We start from the raw sequence: 18,110 nt of genomic DNA, 5'->3' as shown, positions 1-18,110 counted from the left end.
TTTCGGGTGTGCCGCCGACGCTAGTACGTAACGCGCGCGAGTGCCACTGTTCCAACGAAATTCATCTAAGCCCCTGCAAGGACAAGCACGAGAGTTGTCCGAATCCCACTGAGCGAGAGGGCCCGAACCGACTCTGCCGCAGTCGCTCCCGTGGTGAGGACGTCGTCGAGCAGGACGATGTCACTGTCCCCGGCAATCGAAGAGATCGCAGTGGTGTCGAGAGACACATGACCGTTCACGTTGGTCACCCGGTCGGCCGCGGACAGTCCCACCGAGTCACGTACACCTCGCGTCATCCGGAGAATCGGACAGACACGTACCGGACGACCCGCGACAGAACCAATTTCCCGCTTTCCGCGCATACTTTCGGCTATCCGGCGAATCGGATCACCTCCGCGAGATCGCGCCGCTCGGGCGCGCGTGGGAGCCGGCACCAGCACGATCGGCGGACGACCCCCGCTGCCGAGCTCGCCCCACCGTTCCAGAGTGGCCAACGCGTCGGCCACAGCGATCCCCAGAGGCATCGCGAGGTCCCGACGACCCCGTTCCTTCATCTCGATCACACTGCGCCGCCTGGGGCCGTCGTAGCGGCCGAGTGCCCAGACGGGCACGCCCGGATCCACGCGCGGACTCAGTTGAAGCGGATGATCGCGCAGCAGTTCCGCGCACTCACCGCACCACAGAGTCCCCGAGCGGCCACACCCACCACACTCGCGTGGCAACAGCAGGTCGAGCAGACCGGCACCGAATTTCTTGTCCCCCATGGCCGAATCATGAACCTGAGCACCGACATGCATCAGAGCGCAGACATTCACCAGAGCGCAGAGGCGTCAGCCAGGCAGAACCGGAATCGCCTTCTGTCCGGTCAGCACGGTCACCTCACGCCAGCGGCGATCCCCGGCGGGGTCGTTGTTGTTCAGTTGGAACACCGCACGCGCGTCGGCGACGTACTCGGTGGTCGGCGATGCATCCACGGAGGTGACGGGAGCGGTCAGGTTTCCACTCGGCAGCGCGTCCATCCGTGAGCCGTCGATCGCGACCTGGACAACCGGTATGTCGGCTCCACTGCGCGCGATCACGATGGTGTCGCTGTTGCTCCAGTCGAGTGAGAGCGCGGTACTGCCCAAGCCGGAGGCCACTGCGCGTGGACTCGTCAGGGCGTAGACCCCGCTGGCGGTGCGCACGACCACAGCCAGGTAGACCTTGCCGTCGATGATCATCGCCGCTCGCACGCCGTCCCGCGACAGACGCAGTTCCGAGATCGTGGAACCGACCGACGTCAGGGCCCCGACGTCGACGTTGGTGACCGACACCCGGCCGGTGCCTGGTTCACGGACGACCCGAACGACGGTATTGCCGTTCACAGCCGTCCAGACCGCGTTGTTGTCCAACTCCCACGAAGGCCTGGTGATGGCGCTGCCTTCGAGTACCGGAACGGACCCTTCGCCGTATGTCCCGAGCGACAAGTCGAATCTTGTGCCGGGATCCGGCCGAGCGGTGTCCGCGACGGCTGCCACCAACTTGCCGTCCCGTGAGAGAGCAGCCGCCGTGAGGTTGCCCGCATTGCCCGCGAAACCGGGCACCGGAGTCGCCTCTTGCTCGGTGACACTCACCAGTGACCCGTTGCGCAGTGCATGCAGTCCGACTGTTGCACTCGTGGTGGCCAGTGGGTTGGTGGATGCGACGTCGGCGGTGGTCCAGCCGTCGGCATGAGCCGCGTCCAGCGGTTCGCCGTCGATCTCCAGAACGTACGGCCCTGCCACATCGGCGTTGGCGAGCGTCCAAATGACCTGTGCTGCAAACAAACCGCGAGTAGCAGCATCCATCGGGTTGTCAAGGCGGAAGTTGATGCGCACACCACCGAGACCGACTCCGACCTGTCCCGGCTTACCGTCGGCCTTGGTGATCGGACCGATCACCGACACGCCATTGCCCAGTTCGTTTCGCACAGCCGGCGCCAGCGCTGCCTTCGGTCCGTCGATCATCAGACCGATCAGCTGAGCCGCCACCTGGTCCTGCCCGCCGGAGATCCAGCGAAGATCGGGGACGACCGTCTGGCTGGTGGGGTCGAGGAAGAACAACGACTTCCGCTGGTAAGCGCCGAGGAACTGCGGACGCTCCATGATCACGCCGGGAGGCAGATCACTGATCCGCCATTCGCCGTCGGTCAACGCCAGGGTCATCCTCGCTTCGAAGCTGCCCTCTTCGGGAACGTACAGTCCTCCCGGGTCGAGGCGACCGACCTTGTTCACACGAATCGTGTAGACGGCTTCGGTGCTGGTTCGAGAAACCGAGAGCACATCGACCTTGTCGACGATGACAGCACTTGCCGCGTCGTCCCAACGCGCCGAAGCGTCCTTGGTCAGGTACTGACGGGCTGCGGCGTGCCGGTTGGACGGATCGGTACTCGCCTTGACGAAGTCACGTACCAGCAGGTCCGGCTCTCGCCCCGAGGCCGGTGATTCGACGGAGGTTCCGGGCACAGCGGTTGCCAGAGTTCCGATTGCCTGCGGCGAGGAGGAGTCCGGCAAACTCGCGCACGCGCCGGTCAGCAACAGCACGCTGAGCGTTGTTGCGAGAAGTGCCAGACGGCGGCGGGTTCCGATCATGATCGATCCCCACCGTTGGACTCGTTCCGCGAGTCCGATTCGCGCGGAGTCGGCAGGGACGACGTGACCTCGCCGACTGTATCGGCGACGATGTCGGCTTCGCTCGGCGTGCGGACGAACTTTGTGGTCGTCGGCTTGAGAGGCAGTGGGCTCGACACGACTTTCTTGCCACGGGTGCGCGAGAGCGTCAGCCGGAAGCAGGCGCCGACTCCCGGTTCGCCCCAGGCCTCGAGCTTGCCGTCGTGCAGATTCGCGTCTTCGACACTGATCGCGAGGCCGAGTCCGGTGCCGCCACTGCGGCGCACGCGGGACGGGTCCGATCGCCAGAACCGGTTGAAGACCAACTTCTCCTCGCCCGGACGCAACCCGACGCCACTGTCGCGGACGATGAAGGCGAGGGCATTGTCGTCGGCGCGAAGGCGAAGCAGAATCGGCTTCCCCTCACCGTGGTCGATGGCGTTGGCAAGGAGATTTCGCAGGATGCGTTCGACGCGGCGCGGATCGACATCTGCCATGACCGGCTCGTCGGGCATGTCCACGATCAGTTCGGTGCCGGATTCGCGGGCGAGATGGCGAACCGTGGAAACGGCCGCTCGCGCACACATACGGACGTCGAGTTGTTCGGACGCAAGTTCCGCGACACCGGCGTCGTGACGGGAGATCTCGAGGAGGTCCGCCAGTAGCCCTTCGAACCTGTCCAGTTCGGCGACAAGCAGTTCCGACGACCGACGCAGCATGGGGTCGAGGTTCTCGCTGCCGTCGTAGATCAGGTCGGCGGCCATCCGGACCGTGGTCAGTGGTGTGCGCAGTTCATGGCTGACATCGGAGGTGAAGCGTTTCTGGAGGCTGCCGAACTCCTCCAACTGGGTGATCTGTTTGGACAGACTCTCGGCCATCTCGTTGAAGGACATGGCCAGGCGCGCCATGTCGTCCTCGCCGCGGACCGGCATTCGTTCCTTGAGTCGGCCGTCTGCGAAACGCACCGCGATTCGCGAGGCCGATCGGATGGGAAGCACGACCTGTCTGGCAACCAACAGCGAAATCGCCGCCAAGAGCACCAGCAACACGGCTCCACCGATCAGCAGGGTGCTTCGAACAAGAGACAGACTTCGGTCTTCGCTGGCGAGCGGGAAGATCAGATACAGCTCGAGTCCCGATATCGACGACGCGGTGGGGCTACCGATGATCAGCGCGGGTCCGGAGTAACCGTTCGGGTTGGACACCGTCGCGAATTGGTAACTGATCTGGCCGCGTTTGACGAACTCGCGAAGGTTGTCGGGGATCTGATCGACCGGTCCCGAACTCGTCGGCTGGCGCGGCCCGTCCCCTGGCACGATGAGCACCGGGTCGAAGGTGCCGGCCGACCCGGAGGCCTGGCCCGAGGTCTGGTTTCGACGGCTCGTCAGTCCGGATGCAGCGCTTTCCAATTGAACGTTGAGCGCCGTCGAATCGTCGACGCCCGCGAGTTGGTCTTCGACGATGCCGCGGGCTCGGTCCATTTCCTCGGTCGCCGCGGTGATCTTCGTTTCCAACAGCCGATCGGTGATCTGGCTGGTCAGCACGACACCGAGAATGACGATGACGATCAAGGACAACGTCAAAGTCGAGACGACCACTCGCAATTGGAGCGAGCGTCGCCACGTGTGCGCGAGGGTGTTGCTCATCGAGTGACACCACCGCAGAAATGGCGTCAGCCGTCGGTTGAGACGACGACGCCACCTGGAAACTCCGCTCACGGCGGTCCGGCCTTGTAGCCGACCCCCCTGACCGTCAGAACCACTTCGGGATTCTCGGGATCAGTTTCGACCTTGGCGCGCAAACGCTGAACGTGCACGTTCACCAGGCGGGTGTCGGCGGCGTGGCGGTATCCCCACACCTGCTCGAGGAGGACTTCACGGGTGAACACCTGGCGCGGCTTGCGCGCCAATGCGACCAGCAGGTCGAATTCGAGTGGTGTGAGCGAGATCTGCTCGCTGCCGCGGCTGACCTTGTGTGCCGGAACGTCGATCACGATGTCGGCGATGCTCAGCAGTTCGGCCGGCTCCTCTTCCGTACGGCGCAGGCGAGCACGCACCCGCGCCACCAGCTCCTTCGGCTTGAACGGCTTCATGATGTAGTCGTCCGCACCGGATTCGAGGCCGAGTACGACGTCGACGGTGTCGGTCTTGGCCGTCAACATCACGATGGGCACGCCGGAATCCGCACGCAGAACTCGGCATACGTCGATCCCGTTCATTCCGGGAAGCATGAGATCGAGCAGGACGAGGTCGGGCCGGGTCTCACGCACTGCCGCGAGCGCCAGGGTTCCGTCGCCTACCACGTAGGGATCGAAACCCTCACCACGCAGCACGATCGTGAGCATCTCGGCGAGTGCCGTGTCGTCGTCGACAACCAGAATCCTTGGTTTCATATCCCTATCGTTGCATCTCGGAGCGATGAATCAGACCGTTACGAGGCCGTGCGGCGTGCCGCGTCTTTCCCTCTACTGTGCCGGAAAGTTCGAATCCCGGCCGCAAGGGTGACCGATCACGCGAAATCCGCGAGCCTGCGCGCCAGTTCGCCCGGGTCCGTCTCCGGCCCCACGATCCACCAGGGCGAGACCCAGTCCGTCGCTGCCAACTGCTTGTAGAGCTCACCGGTTCTGGCCTGCAGGCCGCCGTCGCGCTCGTAGGCGTCGAGCTGACGCGACGCGTCCTCGGCCTCACGCGAGCGGGCACGCTGCTCGGCCAGAGCTACCGGTACGTCGAGGTACAACTGCAGATCGGGAGCGGGAAGAGCGAGTCGACCCAACTCCAATTCACGGACCCAGGCGACCATCTCGCCGTCCACGCCCTGATGCGCGCGCGCCGCGTTGTAGGCGGCGTTGGACGCCACGTAGCGATCGAGGAGAACAATGTCGTTGGCGGACAACAGGTCCGAGATCCGATCCGCCGCACCCGCGCGGTCCAGGGCGAACAGGACTGCCATCGCGTTCACGGATTCAGCCAGGTCTCCGTGCGATCCTTTGAGTGCCTCGGCAGCAAGATCCGCGTGGATCGACTTCCCGTACCGCGGAAAATCCAGAGTCGCGATCGACGTGCCGCCGCGGCGGAGTTCGCTCTCCACTTTGCCGATCAACGTTCGCTTTCCAGCGCCGTCGAGGCCTTCCAATGCCACCAGTGTTCCCACGGCGGACAAGCCTATCCCCCGGCCTGCTTGCGCAGACCGGGGGACGGCGGCCACTACATCCTCAGCGACGAATCACCGGGTCAGTAGCGGTAGTGCTCGGGCTTGTACGGGCCTTCGACGTCGACGCCGATGTACTCTGCCTGATCCTTCGTGAGCTTGGTCAGCGTGCCACCGAGTGCCTCGACGTGGATCTTGGCGACCTTCTCGTCGAGGTGCTTCGGGAGGCGGTAGACCTCGTTGTCGTACTCGTCCGGCTTCGTCCACAGTTCGATCTGCGCGATGACCTGGTTGGAGAAGCTGTTGCTCATCACGAACGACGGGTGGCCCGTCGCGTTGCCGAGGTTGAGCAGGCGGCCTTCGGACAGCACGATGATCGAGTGGCCGTCGGCGAACGTGAACTCGTCGACCTGCGGCTTGATGTTGATCCGCGTGACGTCGCCGGACTTCTCGAGGCCGGCCATGTCGATCTCGTTGTCGAAGTGACCGATGTTGCCCAGGATGGCCTGATGCTTCATGGCCTTCATGTGCTCGAACGTGATGATGTCCTTGTTACCGGTGGACGTGATCACGATGTCGGCCCAGCCGATGGCCTGCTCGACTGTCTTGACCTCGAAGCCGTCCATGAGCGCCTGCAGGGCGTTGATGGGGTCGACCTCGGTGACCGCGACGCGAGCGCCCTGGCCGCGAAGTGCCTCGGCACAACCCTTGCCGACGTCTCCGTAACCGCAGACCAGCGCAGCCTTGCCGCCGATCAGAACGTCGGTGCCGCGGTTGATGCCGTCGAGCAGCGAGTGGCGCGTGCCGTACTTGTTGTCGAACTTGCTCTTGGTGACCGAGTCGTTGACGTTGATAGCGGGGAACGTGAGTTCACCGGCAGCGGCAACCTGGTACAGGCGCAGAACGCCCGTGGTGGTCTCCTCGGTGACGCCCTGGACGGACTCGGCGATTGCCGTCCACTTGCCCTTGTCGGACTCGAGGGACTGACGCAGAAGTGCAAGGAAGACCTTGTACTCGTCGGAATCCTGGTCGTCGTCCGTCGGCGGGACGACGCCGGCCTTCTCGAACTGTGCGCCCTTGAGCACCAGCATGGTGGCGTCGCCGCCATCGTCGAGAATCATGTTGGCAGGCTCACCCGGCCAGGTCAGCATCTGCTCGGCTGCCCACCAGTACTCTTCGAGGGTTTCACCCTTCCAGGCGAAAACCGGAACGCCCTTGGGCTCTTCCGGGGTGCCGTGCGGACCGACGACGATGGCGGCGGCAGCGTGATCCTGCGTGGAGAAGATGTTGCATGAAGCCCAGCGGACCTCGGCGCCGAGCGCGGTCAGCGTCTCGATCAGCACCGCGGTCTGAATGGTCATGTGCAGCGAGCCGGAAACGCGAGCGCCCTTGAGCGGCAACACCTCTGCGTATTCGCGACGAAGCGCCATGAGGCCGGGCATCTCGTGCTCTGCCAGACGGATTTCCTTGCGACCGAACTCCGCGAGCGAAAGATCTGCAACTTTGAAGTCGATGCCGTTACGGCTCTCGGCCACGGGCGTTGTTGAAACTGAGGTCGTCATCTGCCTCTCCTGGTTGACGTGCATACTCTGCACAAGCCTATCGGTGTACCAGGCTATCGGTTAGACGCCCTCTCCCGCCCGCCCCTCTACTGCGCGGCCCTCGCGCGCCACGTCGATGAACGGCCCGAGCAGTATGCCCAGATCCTCCGCCACCGAAGCCTCGGACTCCGGCGGCATCGAAATGTAGCTCAGCCCGAGACGCGCAATCGCCCTGGCCAGAATTCCGGCGTCTGCGGGTGACGCCTGTATCCACCCTCGCTGGAAACTCTCCGCAAGCCGCGACGACGCGCGCTCGATGATGACCGCACTGTCGGTGGTGATCAGGCGAAGCAGGTCCGGCTTGGCCTCACCGGTGAGCAGAGAGATCACCAACGGGTCGGTTGCACTGGAGGCGAAAAACGATCCGAAACCCGCCGTCAATGCCTCGACTGCACGTCCGTCGTTCGCCACCATGGCCTCGTCCACCGCGTCGACGAAGCCGTCAGCAAGGCGAAGCGCGTACGCCTCGGCAAGCCCTTGCCTCGAGCCGAACTCGTTGTAGAGCGTCTGACGACTCACACCGGCATGCTTGGCCAGAACCGTCAGCGTCACCTCGGACCAGTCGCGCTCGGTCAACAACTCACGCATCGAATCGAGCACCGACGTACGCAGCAGCAGGCGCGACGCTTCTTTCTGCGGCAGACGAGTGGGCGTCGAAGTCATGGTGACGACACTACCGCCGCACCTAGGTCCGTTCGACGCCGACGCATCTCACCGTCGTTCGACCTCAACCATGAAGAAGTCGCTCTTCGCCGCCCCGCAGTCCGGGCAACTCCAGTCTTCGGGAATGTCGTCCCAGCGAGTGCCCGGTTCGATACCGTCCTCCGGCCAGCCGACCGCCTCGTCGTACTCGAAGCCGCATTGCGCGCACTGATACAGCTTGTAGTCGTTCATGATTCACTCCCCGCCGTTGCCGGCATCGGCTCGAAGTCCAGCTTTTCCCTCACGCCGCAGTCCGGACAGCACCAGTCGTCCGGCACGGCATCCCACGGCGTGCCCGCCGGAAACCCTTCTCGTGGTGCACCCTTCGATTCGTCGTAGACGTATTCACACACCGGGCATCGATAGCTGCTCATCACGCTGCTCCGTACCGAGCAAGGATGCGATCACGCTTGGACGGCTGAACGTTGACGCGGGTGATGTCGCCGCCGTAGTGCGCAAGGACTTTGGGATCCATCACTTTTCGCCAGAGCGGTGGAACGTAGGCGAGGATGATCATGCTCGCGTACCCACTGGGCAGGTTGGGCGCACCGTCCATGCTTCGAAGCGTCTGATAACGACGCGTCGGGTTCGCGTGATGATCGCTGTGACGCTGGAGGTGATACAGGAAGATGTTGGTGCAGATGTGATCGCTGTTCCAACTGTGCTCCGGTGCTGCACGCTCGTACCGCCCGCTGTCCAGACGACGACGCTTCAGTCCGTAATGTTCGAGGTAGTTGACGGTTTCGAGCAGACAGAATCCGAACACGGCCTGCAGCACCAGGAACGGCAGTACCGAGAGGCCGAAGACGGCGACGAGGACACCGAACAGTACGACGGACATCAACCACGAATGCAGGACGTCGTTGCGAATTGTCCACGGCTTCTTACCCAGTCGATCGAGTCTGGCCTTTTCCAGGGACCACGACGAGCGCAGAGATCCCCACACACTGCGCGGCAGGAAGGTCCAGAAGCTCTCACCGAAGCGAGACGACGCCGGATCCTCGGGCGTGGCGACGCGCACGTGGTGTCCACGATTGTGCTCGATGTAGAAGTGGCCGTAAAACGACTGCGCCAGAGTGATCTTCGACAACCAGCGTTCGAGATCGTCCTTCTTGTGACCGAGCTCGTGTGCGGTGTTGATCCCGATTCCTGCGACACAACCGGTACTGATCGCCAGACCGATCTTGGAGATCAGCCCAAGTCCCCCGTCGATTCCGAGCCAGGACAGATCGGTCGCCGACCAGAGGTAGCAGGCCATGACCAGGCTGACCAACTGGAACGGTATGTAGATGTAGGTGCAATACCGGTAGTACTTGTCGTTCTCGAGGCGCTCCATCACTTCGTCCGGCGGATTCTCGCCGTCCGGGCCGAAGAAGATGTCGAGGATCGGGAGCAGGATGTAGACGAGAAGCGGCCCGATCCACCACCACACCGGCGAGACCGCATTCCATCCGAGACTGTTGAACAACGCGACCAATCCGACGGCGATGAAGACCGCCGTCGGCGGCACGAGGCCGAGCAGCCAGAGGTATCTCTTCTTGTCACGCCACTGCTCGGGCGGGAGCGTCTGGCCGGATTGCGAGTCCACGTGCGTCGACACGGTCTACCTCCTCGATTCGGACCGACCCGAAAACTGTGAGTCAGTTCACTATGAGGTAGACAGTACTACTGATTTTGTACAAGTCATAGACAAATCATAAACTTTGTACATCTACTCGATTTCGCCGCGTTCACGCTTCCCGATCATCGAATGCTGCCTGCTGTAGGCAAAATAGATGACAACGCCGAGGGCCATCCAGACCACGAACCTCATCCAGGTCTCCACCGACAGGTTGAACATCAGCCACAGACACGCGAGGACGGCCAGAATCGGGACCAGCGGGACCAGCGGCACCCTGAATCCGCGAGGTAGGTCGGGACGCGTCCGACGGAGCACGAGAACCCCGATCGAGACGAGAACAAAAGCGAACAGTGTGCCGATGTTGACCATTTCCTCGAGGGTGCCGATCGGAAAAACGCCGGCGAGCACCGCGACCACGACGCCGACCAAGATCGTGATCCGCACAGGGGTTCCGTGCTTGCCGGTCGGCGCCAGGCGTCGTGGCATCAGACCGTCGCGTGCCATCGCGAAGAGCACCCTGGTCTGCCCGAGCATCAACACCATCACCACTGTCGTGAGACCGGCCAACGCACCGAACGAGATGACGTTTTTCGCCCACGTGATGTCGTGGAAGGCGAATGCCGTTGCCAGGTTGGATGTATCGCCCTCGAGCTCGGTGTATTTCACCATCCCGGTCAGCACCAGTGTCACCGCCACGTACAGAACCGTGACGATCAAGAGCGAACCCAGGATGCCGCGTGGCAGCGCCTTCTGCGGCTCCTTCGCCTCCTCCGCCGTCGTGGCGACGACGTCGAAGCCGATGAACGCGAAGAACACCAGACTGGCTGCCGCGAGCAATCCGTACCACCCGAAGGTGCTGCCACCGGCCCCGGTCACGTACGAGAACAACGACTGGTGGATGCCCTCTCCCGTCGAGCCCGGCTCCGACGGCGGAATGTACGGCGAGTAGTTGTCGGTGTCGATGTAGAAGAGGCCGACGACGATCACCAGCAACACCACCGCGACCTTGATCGCCGTGATCACCAGCGACACCCTCGACGAGAGTTTTGTGCCGGTCGCGAGCAGGATCGTGATGACAGCGATCACCAGCACCGCACCCCAGTCGAACGAGATCGGCCCCAACTCGACGATCGGGCTGCGTGAGCCCATCACTTCGCCGAGGTACAGCGACCAGCCTTTGGCGACCACCGAAGACGCCAAGGCGAATTCGAGGATGAGATCCCAGCCGATGATCCAGGCGACGAATTCGCCGAACGTCGCGTACGAGAACGTGTACGCGCTACCGGCAACCGGGACCGTCGACGCGAATTCGGCGTAACACAGCGCTGCCAGTCCGCAGGCGATGGCGGCAATGACGAACGCGAGCGAGACCGACGGCCCGGCGACATTTCCCGCCGTCCGAGCCGTGAGTGTGAAGATGCCCGCACCGATGACGACTGCGACACCGAACACCGTGAGATCCCACGAGTTCAGTTCTTTCCGGAGTTTGGTTTCCGGCTCGTCGGTGTCCTTGATGGACTGCTCGATCGATTTGGTTCGAAACAGCTTCGACCGTCCAGATCCGGCCTGCTCGTCCTTGACAGCCATTGCCGCCTCCTTGCTGGGGACCAGCAGGTCCCACCATGGGCAAGTAGAGAGATGGCATCAGCCTAAGCCCGCAGGTGCAGCTTTGTTCAGGGTTTGTCGGGAGCCTGTAGATCTGTTTCAGGGCGATCTCCTGCGCTGAGACGATCCAGGTCCGGCTCGAGGTAGATCACCCGCGCCGCAGGCACTGCAGCGCGCACGCGAGACTCGGCCTCGTCGATCGCCGTCGCCACGTCCGAGATCGTCGATCCGATCGGCACCGCAACCTTGGCAGCAACAAGGATCTCCTCGGGACCGAGGTACTGCGTCTTGCAATGAATGACGCGTTCGATACGAGTTCCGTCGACCAGGGCGTTGAGGATCAGTTCGGTCTCCACCGCCGTTGCGCCCTCACCGATCAGCAGCGACTGCATTTCGATGATCAGAATGATCGCGATGATGCCGAGCAGGACACCGATGCACAGAGTTCCGATGCCGTCGAAGACCGGATTTCCGGTCACCATCGTGAGGCCGACGCCGCCGAGTGCAAGGACGAGACCGATCAATGCGCCGGTGTCCTCGAGCAGCACAACCGGGAGTTCCGGGCTACGAGAGGTTCGGATGAAGTTCCACCACGACGCATTTCCCTTGAGCGGTCGTGATTCCTTCGCTGCGGTCCGGAAGCTGTAGCCCTCCAGACAAATCGCTATGACAAGAATCGCGATTGCCACGAAAGCCGAATTGAGTTCTTCCGGATGTTGAATCTTGTGAATACCCTCGTAAATCGCGAACAGCGAACCGAGGGTGAAGAGCACCAGTGCAACGACGAACGAATAGAAGTATCGGTTGCGCCCGTAGCCGAACGGGTGCAGTTGATCCGCGTCACGTTCTGCCTTCTTCTGCCCCAGGAGCAGCAAACCCTGATTGGACGTGTCGGCCACCGAGTGCACCGATTCGGCGAGCATCGACGACGATCCGGTGATCAAGAATCCGGCGAACTTGGCTACGGCAATTCCGGCATTGGCTCCGAGGGCCGCCAGAATTGCCTTCTTGCCACCATGAGCCGACACAATGTCTCCTAGTTTCCGACTACGGCACTGAAAACCTGCGCAGTCGGGGTCCGTGTGCTCAGGTGTATCGCAGGCTCGTCGGCAGCGATCCACGCCGCTCGGCCTCGATCGAGGTCGAGAGTGTCGGCGCCGCACGTCGCAGTGACCGCGCCGTCGGTGCAGATCAGAATCCGCGGGCCTGAAGCGTCGACGACGATGTCCGTGGAATTAGCGTCGAACTCCAGACGCGTCAAACGAAATTCGGGCGCCGGCGTGACGTACTCGTATCTACCTGATCCTGACTGACCTGATCCTGATGACGGGGCCGGATCGAGCACTTCGATATCGGCCCCGACGAAGTCCAGAACCCTCAACAGTTCGGGCACGTCGACGTGTTTGGGCGTCAGCCCGCCGCGCAGCACGTTGTCGGAGTTGGCCATGATCTCGACCGCGAGTCCATGAAGATACGCGTGGAGATTTCCCGCAGCGAGAAACAGTCCTTGGCCGGGCTCGAGGGTGACGCGGTTGAGCAGCAGTGCCGCCAGAACGCCGGCGTCGCCGGGGTACGCCTCGCTCAATTCCAGCGCGGTGCGGATCTCGGTCACGAATTCGGCGTCGTGGTGTGCGACGTAGGTGATGCACCCGGCAAGTACGGCAGGGAGCAAGGTCCCGAGCACCGTGGACGGCAGCGTGATCCATGTCGTGAACAACGCCCGCAGTCCGTCGGAATCGGGTTGCCCTTCGAGCAGACCGATGTACGGCTCCAACTCGTCGACGGCCAGAGCGCGCAGCAGTTTGACAGTCCGCGTCGGCTCGCGGAATCCGGCAAGCGCTTCGAATCTGCTCAGTGCGACAACGAGTTCGGGCTTGTGGCTGCCGTCCTTGTAGTTGCGAATCGGCGATTCCATGGGAACGCCGAGTGCGTTCTCACGACGAAAACCCTCGTCGGCTTGAACGGCGCTGGGGTGCGCTTGAAGTGACAGCGGTTCTTCCGCCGCAAGCAGCTTGAGCAGGAATGGGAGTCGCTCACCGAATGCCTCGAGGTTCTCACGGCCGAGTTCGCGTTCGGGTTCGCGGTGCAGGACCTCGAGCAACGACTCGCTTCCGGATTCGGTGATCACGCGCGCCGGGTCACCCGGGTGCGCGCCCAACCACAATTCCGCTTCGGGATGATTCGACGGAGTCGAAAGACCGCGTAGTTCGGCAATTGCCGTTCGCGAGCCCCACGCGTAAGAACGAAGTGCACCTTCGAGTTCACGCACTTACTTCGCACCGCCCGTCAACTGCACGTACGCCGCGGCCATGTCTACTCGAGACGCCAACACGAATACCTGCTCCATCTCCGATATGACCACGTTGGTCTGGTCTTCGTCTGCCGCGACCACCAGGTCGGCGTCGGCCAGTGCGTCCATCCGGCGCCTCGCCTCCCCGCGCGTGGATTCGGTCGCGAAGACGAACGCCCGCGCCGGCGGGGTCGGCAGCGCGCCGTCGAGTTGCGGATCGTGAAAGAAGGGGTCGTGGAACACCGAATCACGTGAAGTTGCGTCCGGCGCGAACAGTGCCCGCGCCGAACGAATCACCTCGGACATCTCGGCGGCAGCGGCGTTCAGGCCGGAGCTCATCAGCGCAACGCTCGAGAACTCTGCGAGTGCTGTTGTCACGGAACCACTTCCACACAGAACGACTCGCCGGCCGCTCATCCTGGTGGCCAACGACTTGGCCGGGTTGTGGAATACCTCGTTGGCCGGTCCGTCCCGCAGCGCCTCCGCATCAACTGCGTCGGCGATTCGACCGAGCACCGCCGAACGGTCCTCGATCGATCCCTTGCCCTCGATTTCGGCGGCAACCGCGAGGAAGACGGCGAGGAACCGCGTCATCGTGTGCCGGGGCGAGGCGTAGAGCCGCGGCGGCAAGGGCATGGTGCGCCCGGCCGCCACGGCTCGCATGGGCCCCTCGTCGGGAACGGCGACAACAACCTCGGCGCCGCGGCGTACGGCACTGTCAACGGATTCGACGAGGCGTGGATCACCGGCATCGTCACCGGCGACGACGATCACGTCCAATGGCCCGGCCCACGACGGCGTCCGGTCGAGAACGAGGAGCGGGCAACCGACCGAATCTCCGACGAGAGCAAGCGCGATCCTGGCTCCGTGCCGGGCGCCACCCGCGCCGGCGATCAGTACGACGCTGCGCGGACGCAGACCGGCCAATCGGGAGATCACACCCTCACCGACGGCCGACGCGGTGGCCCGAATCTGTGCGCCGCCCATGGCTACAGACCGCAGTAGCCCTTCCGAATCGGCAGCTGACAAACCCTCGCTGTCGTCGAGGTCGAGAAGCGGCATCGGCGCTGTCATCTCACCGCACCCCCTTCTCCGTTAGCAGTTCCCGCACCATCCAGCATTCCAGCTCCACGCGGTCCGTGGTGGCAAAGCCCTCGTTCCCGAGGCCGTCGTTCCTGAGATAGTCCCCCAACTATCCCAGGGCTTCGGCTCACCGACAAACCGATCAGACTCGGATTCAAGCCCGGACGATCGCCAGAATTTCGTTCACCAATGCGTCGACATCGGCGGACGTGGGTGCTTCGACGTTGAGTCGCAGCAATGGTTCGGTGTTGGACGCGCGCAAGTTGAACCAGGCATTTCCCTCGAGACTGACCGTGACACCGTCGAGGCGATCCACCGACTCGGTGCGGTCGGCAAATGCCGCCAGTACAGCGGCCGTACGATCTGCCGCGTCAGCCACGGTGGAGTTGATCTCGCCCGAGGCCGCGTAGCGGGTGTACTCCGCCATCAACTCGGAGAGCGGACGATCCTGCTCGCCCAGTGCGGCGAGTACGTGCAGCGCCGCGAGCATGCCGGAGTCGGCGCCCCAGAAGTCGCGGAAGTAGTAGTGAGCGGAGTGCTCGCCGCCGAACACCGCACCGGTCTCGGCCATCTCCTGCTTGATGAACGAGTGGCCGACTCGGGTACGAATAGCGACGCCGCCGAGTTCTTCGACCAGTTCGGGCACTGCCCGTGACGTGATCAGGTTGTGGATGATCGACGCGCCCGGTTCCTTCGCGAGTTCGCGCTTGGCGACAAGTGCCGTCACCGCGGACGGCGAGACCGGGTCGCCCTTCTCGTCTACGACGAAGCAACGGTCCGCGTCACCGTCGAACGCCAAGCCGATGTCCGCTCCGGTTTCGCGCACGTAGGCCTGCAGGTCGACGAGGTTGGCCGGATCGAGCGGATTGGCTTCGTGGTTGGGGAACGTGCCGTCGAGCTCGAAGTACAGCGGCAGGACGTCGAGGGGCATCGGCCCGAATACGGCCGGCGCGGTATGGCCACCCATACCGTTGCCTGCATCGACTGCGACCTTCAGCGGGCGCAACGCAGCCAGGTCGACCAATCCGCGGAGGTAGCTCGCGTATTCCTCGAGGACGTCCTTGGTGCTGGCGGTGCCTGCCGGTCCGTCGTACGCGGGAACACCCGAGACGACCTCGGCGGAGATGACTGCGAGGCCGGTGTCCTGACCGACCGGCTTGGCGCCGGCCCGACACATCTTGATGCCGTTGTACTTGGCGGGATTGTGGCTCGCCGTGAACATCGCGCCCGGGCAGTTCAGCAAACCGGATGCAAAGTAGAGCTCGTCGGTCGACGCCAATCCGATGTAGATGACGTCGAGCCCTTGAGCAAGCACGCCGTCACCGAAAGCCGAAGACAGTGTGGGCGACGATGCGCGCATGTCGTAGCCGATCACAACCGTCGTGGCGGCGCCGGCCTCGTCGCGGACCAGGCGGGCGAACGACGCACCGACGTCGCGGACAAAATCTTCGTCGATCTGCTCACCGACCACACCGCGTACGTCGTACGCCTTGATGATTGCAGCAACCGACTCGGCTGTTCGCCCCACTGAAAACTCTCCTTGTGCATGCACCCTCACAGACGGGAACGTCCGGGCGCATGGCGTCCGGAGATTCGCAGTACTCGGGTGTGGAAGTACTCGGTCGAGCCTAGCGTCTACGGCGACGAATCTCGCGTCAGTTGGACGGGTCGGGCAGAACGCGTAGGTGTCCACGACGCCCTGTACGGGCAGTACTCGGAGCTGCGGGACGTATGTCCTCATCTGCATCGACGTTGGACTTGCTGCGATCTCCGAGACCAGCCTCACGTACAGCTTCAGCCAAAGCGGTCAGATCGTCTTCGTCGGGAGTACTCGACGCGAATCCGCCTTCGTGGCGGACGAGTTCCCACCCCTTGGGGGCGGTGATTCGAGAGCCGTGAGTGTCACACAAATCCCATGAATGGGGCTCGGCGACGGTTGCCAGCGGCCCGACAACCGCAGTGGAGTCCGAGTAGACATACGTAAGCGTCGCGACGGCGGGGTTCTTGCACCCGGGGCGGCAGCAGCGACGCAGAGATCTCACAGGTACGGAGCCTAGCCCTCCCCACGTCCGGAACCTACTCGGACACACCGAGCAGTTTCTCCTGTCGTAATCTGGCGCCATGCCACAAGCCCGCCGCCGACGCTCGGTCACCACTCGTTCCATCGAGCGACACGGCCGTGGCCTGCGCGGACCGCTACTTCCCCCGGAGGTGCCCGCCAGGCGTACCCGCGCGGAGAAGTTCGATCTCCTGGTGCTCGACGCCTTCTCTCCCGTCGACCTCGCATGGCACGACCGGCTGACGAAACTCGACATCGCAGTGGACGAAGTTCCGAAGATTCACGCGCACGATCCGGAGTCCGTCACATGGCCGCCGGAGGTCATCGCAGACGGCCCGGTTCCACTGTCACGACTGATTCCGGCCGGAATCGACCGTCACGGAAATACGACTCGCGCAAGAATTGTGCTGTTTCGCCGCCCATTGGAGCAGCGAGCGAAGGATCCGGAAGAACTCACGGATCTGGTGCACGACGTGTTGGTCCATCAAGTCGGCACGTATCTGGGCGTCGACCCACAGGTCATCGACCCCACGCTGCCCGACGAGGACTGATACTGCCCGACGAGGACTGACGCACTGTCAGACGAAAAAACTGATGTCACACGAAGAAGTAAATCCACACGAAGAACAAAACAGTCGTTGCTTGACCTGCAATTCCCCGTTGCAGGTCAGACTTTCGAAGACCGCCCGTCAGCCCCGACGCTGACAGAACCGATTCAGCAGCAGATCAGATGATCCCCCGCTTGAGTCGCCGACGCTCGCGCTCGGACAACCCTCCCCAGATTCCGAACCGTTCGTCGTTCGCGAGCGCGTACTCGAGGCACTCGTCACGAACTTCACAACCGAGGCAGATCCGTTTTGCTTCCCTCGTCGATCCTCCCTTTTCAGGAAAGAACGCTTCGGGATCGGTCTGCGCGCAGAGAGCACGCTCCTGCCACTGATCCTCGATGGTGTCGAACAATTCTTCGAAGCCGGTGACGAGACTCAGCACTGGCCGAGTACTCATACCGTCGAACTCACTGCTGCAGGCACCTTCTGCTGCGCCTGCTCGGGAATCGGTCTGCGGTTCGTCGCTTACTGTCATTGCGAGAGAACTGATCTCGACATTTTCATTGGGCATCGTTCCGCCTCCTCACCTGTAATAGCGCAGAATTTTCACTCCATCTTCAACCCCACCCCGTCGACCGTTCGAAACTGTGTTCGAAACCGGCCCCGCTGCAAGTGAACTCACAAGTAGCGGTTGGAATGACACATTTGAGATTACACACGTCCAGCGTGTCGCGGTCAAGCTAAACGAGATGAATCCATTAGTATTCCGGCCCTCAATTGACGGGACCTTCTGCCCGCCAGACACGACGACGCGCCGACCGCCTAGG

General features: G+C 63.0%; 18 protein-coding genes. 1 reads left to right on the top strand and 17 read right to left on the bottom strand.

The annotated features are described in order from the left end of the window. Positions 1–65 precede the first annotated feature (65 nt). The 16 genes from AC1Q6C_RS21260 to AC1Q6C_RS21185 all read right to left on the bottom strand — a co-directional run bounded on the left by AC1Q6C_RS21260 (position 66) and on the right by AC1Q6C_RS21185 (position 16,718). The gene (locus tag AC1Q6C_RS21260; protein WP_064074961.1) at positions 66–797 is read right to left on the bottom strand and encodes a ComF family protein; all 732 of its coding nucleotides are present in this window, start codon (positions 795–797) and stop codon (positions 66–68) included. A gap of 33 nt (positions 798–830) precedes the next feature. Beyond that, a complete protein-coding gene (gene lpqB, locus AC1Q6C_RS21255; RefSeq protein ID WP_492666766.1) occupies positions 831–2,609 on the bottom strand; it encodes an MtrAB system accessory lipoprotein LpqB in 1,779 nt (592 codons plus the stop codon). Next, a complete protein-coding gene (mtrB, locus tag AC1Q6C_RS21250) occupies positions 2,606–4,345 on the bottom strand; it encodes an MtrAB system histidine kinase MtrB (protein ID WP_019747781.1) in 1,740 nt (579 codons plus the stop codon). Before mtrB ends, lpqB begins: the two co-directional genes overlap by 4 nt. Next, positions 4,342–5,019, bottom strand: a complete 678-nt coding sequence (gene mtrA / locus AC1Q6C_RS21245; RefSeq protein ID WP_003941013.1) for an MtrAB system response regulator MtrA — start codon at positions 5,017–5,019, stop codon at positions 4,342–4,344. Before mtrA ends, mtrB begins: the two co-directional genes overlap by 4 nt. 116 nt (positions 5,020–5,135) lie before the next feature. After that, the gene (locus tag AC1Q6C_RS21240; RefSeq protein ID WP_007731190.1) at positions 5,136–5,777 is read right to left on the bottom strand and encodes a dTMP kinase; all 642 of its coding nucleotides are present in this window, start codon (positions 5,775–5,777) and stop codon (positions 5,136–5,138) included. An 80-nt stretch (positions 5,778–5,857) separates the two neighbouring features. Continuing rightward, positions 5,858–7,336: an adenosylhomocysteinase gene (gene ahcY / locus AC1Q6C_RS21235; protein ID WP_003940766.1), complete on the bottom strand. Its 1,479-nt coding sequence runs from the start codon at positions 7,334–7,336 to the stop codon at positions 5,858–5,860. A gap of 60 nt (positions 7,337–7,396) precedes the next feature. Beyond that, positions 7,397–8,038 carry a TetR/AcrR family transcriptional regulator gene (locus AC1Q6C_RS21230; protein WP_003941024.1) on the bottom strand — a complete coding sequence of 214 codons (642 nt, stop codon included), beginning with the start codon at positions 8,036–8,038 and terminating at the stop codon, positions 7,397–7,399. Between the two features lie 48 nt (positions 8,039–8,086). Beyond that, the gene (locus tag AC1Q6C_RS21225; protein ID WP_003940894.1) at positions 8,087–8,269 is read right to left on the bottom strand and encodes a rubredoxin; all 183 of its coding nucleotides are present in this window, start codon (positions 8,267–8,269) and stop codon (positions 8,087–8,089) included. Continuing rightward, positions 8,266–8,451: a rubredoxin gene (locus tag AC1Q6C_RS21220; protein WP_003940827.1), complete on the bottom strand. Its 186-nt coding sequence runs from the start codon at positions 8,449–8,451 to the stop codon at positions 8,266–8,268. The genes AC1Q6C_RS21225 and AC1Q6C_RS21220 overlap by 4 nt, the downstream gene beginning before the upstream one ends. Then, on the bottom strand, positions 8,451–9,677 hold the full coding sequence (locus tag AC1Q6C_RS21215) for an alkane 1-monooxygenase (RefSeq protein ID WP_492666765.1): 1,227 nt from the start codon (positions 9,675–9,677) through the stop codon (positions 8,451–8,453). The genes AC1Q6C_RS21220 and AC1Q6C_RS21215 overlap by 1 nt, the downstream gene beginning before the upstream one ends. Before the next feature lie 111 nt (positions 9,678–9,788). Then, positions 9,789–11,285: an amino acid permease gene (locus AC1Q6C_RS21210; RefSeq protein WP_007731185.1), complete on the bottom strand. Its 1,497-nt coding sequence runs from the start codon at positions 11,283–11,285 to the stop codon at positions 9,789–9,791. A gap of 86 nt (positions 11,286–11,371) precedes the next feature. Further along, positions 11,372–12,331, bottom strand: coding sequence for a cation diffusion facilitator family transporter (locus AC1Q6C_RS21205; protein WP_042450115.1), 960 nt, complete (start codon positions 12,329–12,331; stop codon positions 11,372–11,374). Positions 12,332–12,339: 8 nt separating this feature from the next. Then, positions 12,340–13,572, bottom strand: coding sequence for a mannose-6-phosphate isomerase, class I (gene manA, locus AC1Q6C_RS21200; RefSeq protein ID WP_063316634.1), 1,233 nt, complete (start codon positions 13,570–13,572; stop codon positions 12,340–12,342). Then, positions 13,573–14,667, bottom strand: coding sequence for a tobH protein (locus tag AC1Q6C_RS21195; RefSeq protein ID WP_269609984.1), 1,095 nt, complete (start codon positions 14,665–14,667; stop codon positions 13,573–13,575). It lies immediately after the preceding gene. Between the two features lie 163 nt (positions 14,668–14,830). Beyond that, positions 14,831–16,204 (bottom strand): phosphomannomutase/phosphoglucomutase, encoded by a 1,374-nt coding sequence (locus AC1Q6C_RS21190; protein WP_492666764.1) that lies wholly within the window; start codon positions 16,202–16,204, stop codon positions 14,831–14,833. 127 nt (positions 16,205–16,331) lie between these two features. After that, a complete protein-coding gene (locus AC1Q6C_RS21185; RefSeq protein ID WP_007731177.1) occupies positions 16,332–16,718 on the bottom strand; it encodes a DUF3499 domain-containing protein in 387 nt (128 codons plus the stop codon). Positions 16,719–16,797: 79 nt separating this feature from the next. Here AC1Q6C_RS21185 and AC1Q6C_RS21180 point away from each other — a divergent pair, with 79 nt between their 5' ends. Further along, on the top strand, positions 16,798–17,286 hold the full coding sequence (locus AC1Q6C_RS21180) for a metallopeptidase family protein (protein ID WP_003940797.1): 489 nt from the start codon (positions 16,798–16,800) through the stop codon (positions 17,284–17,286). Positions 17,287–17,461: 175 nt separating this feature from the next. Here AC1Q6C_RS21180 and AC1Q6C_RS21175 read toward each other — a convergent pair whose 3' ends face one another. Then, entirely contained in the window at positions 17,462–17,740 is a 279-nt protein-coding gene (locus AC1Q6C_RS21175; RefSeq protein WP_020907098.1) for a WhiB family transcriptional regulator, read from the bottom strand. Between the last annotated feature and the right edge of the window lie 370 nt (positions 17,741–18,110).

Source organism: Rhodococcus sp. MT28 (assembly GCF_058792695.1).
The sequence above is the reverse complement of the archived record's forward strand: the minus strand, read 5'-3'. Positions and strand labels throughout refer to the sequence as shown.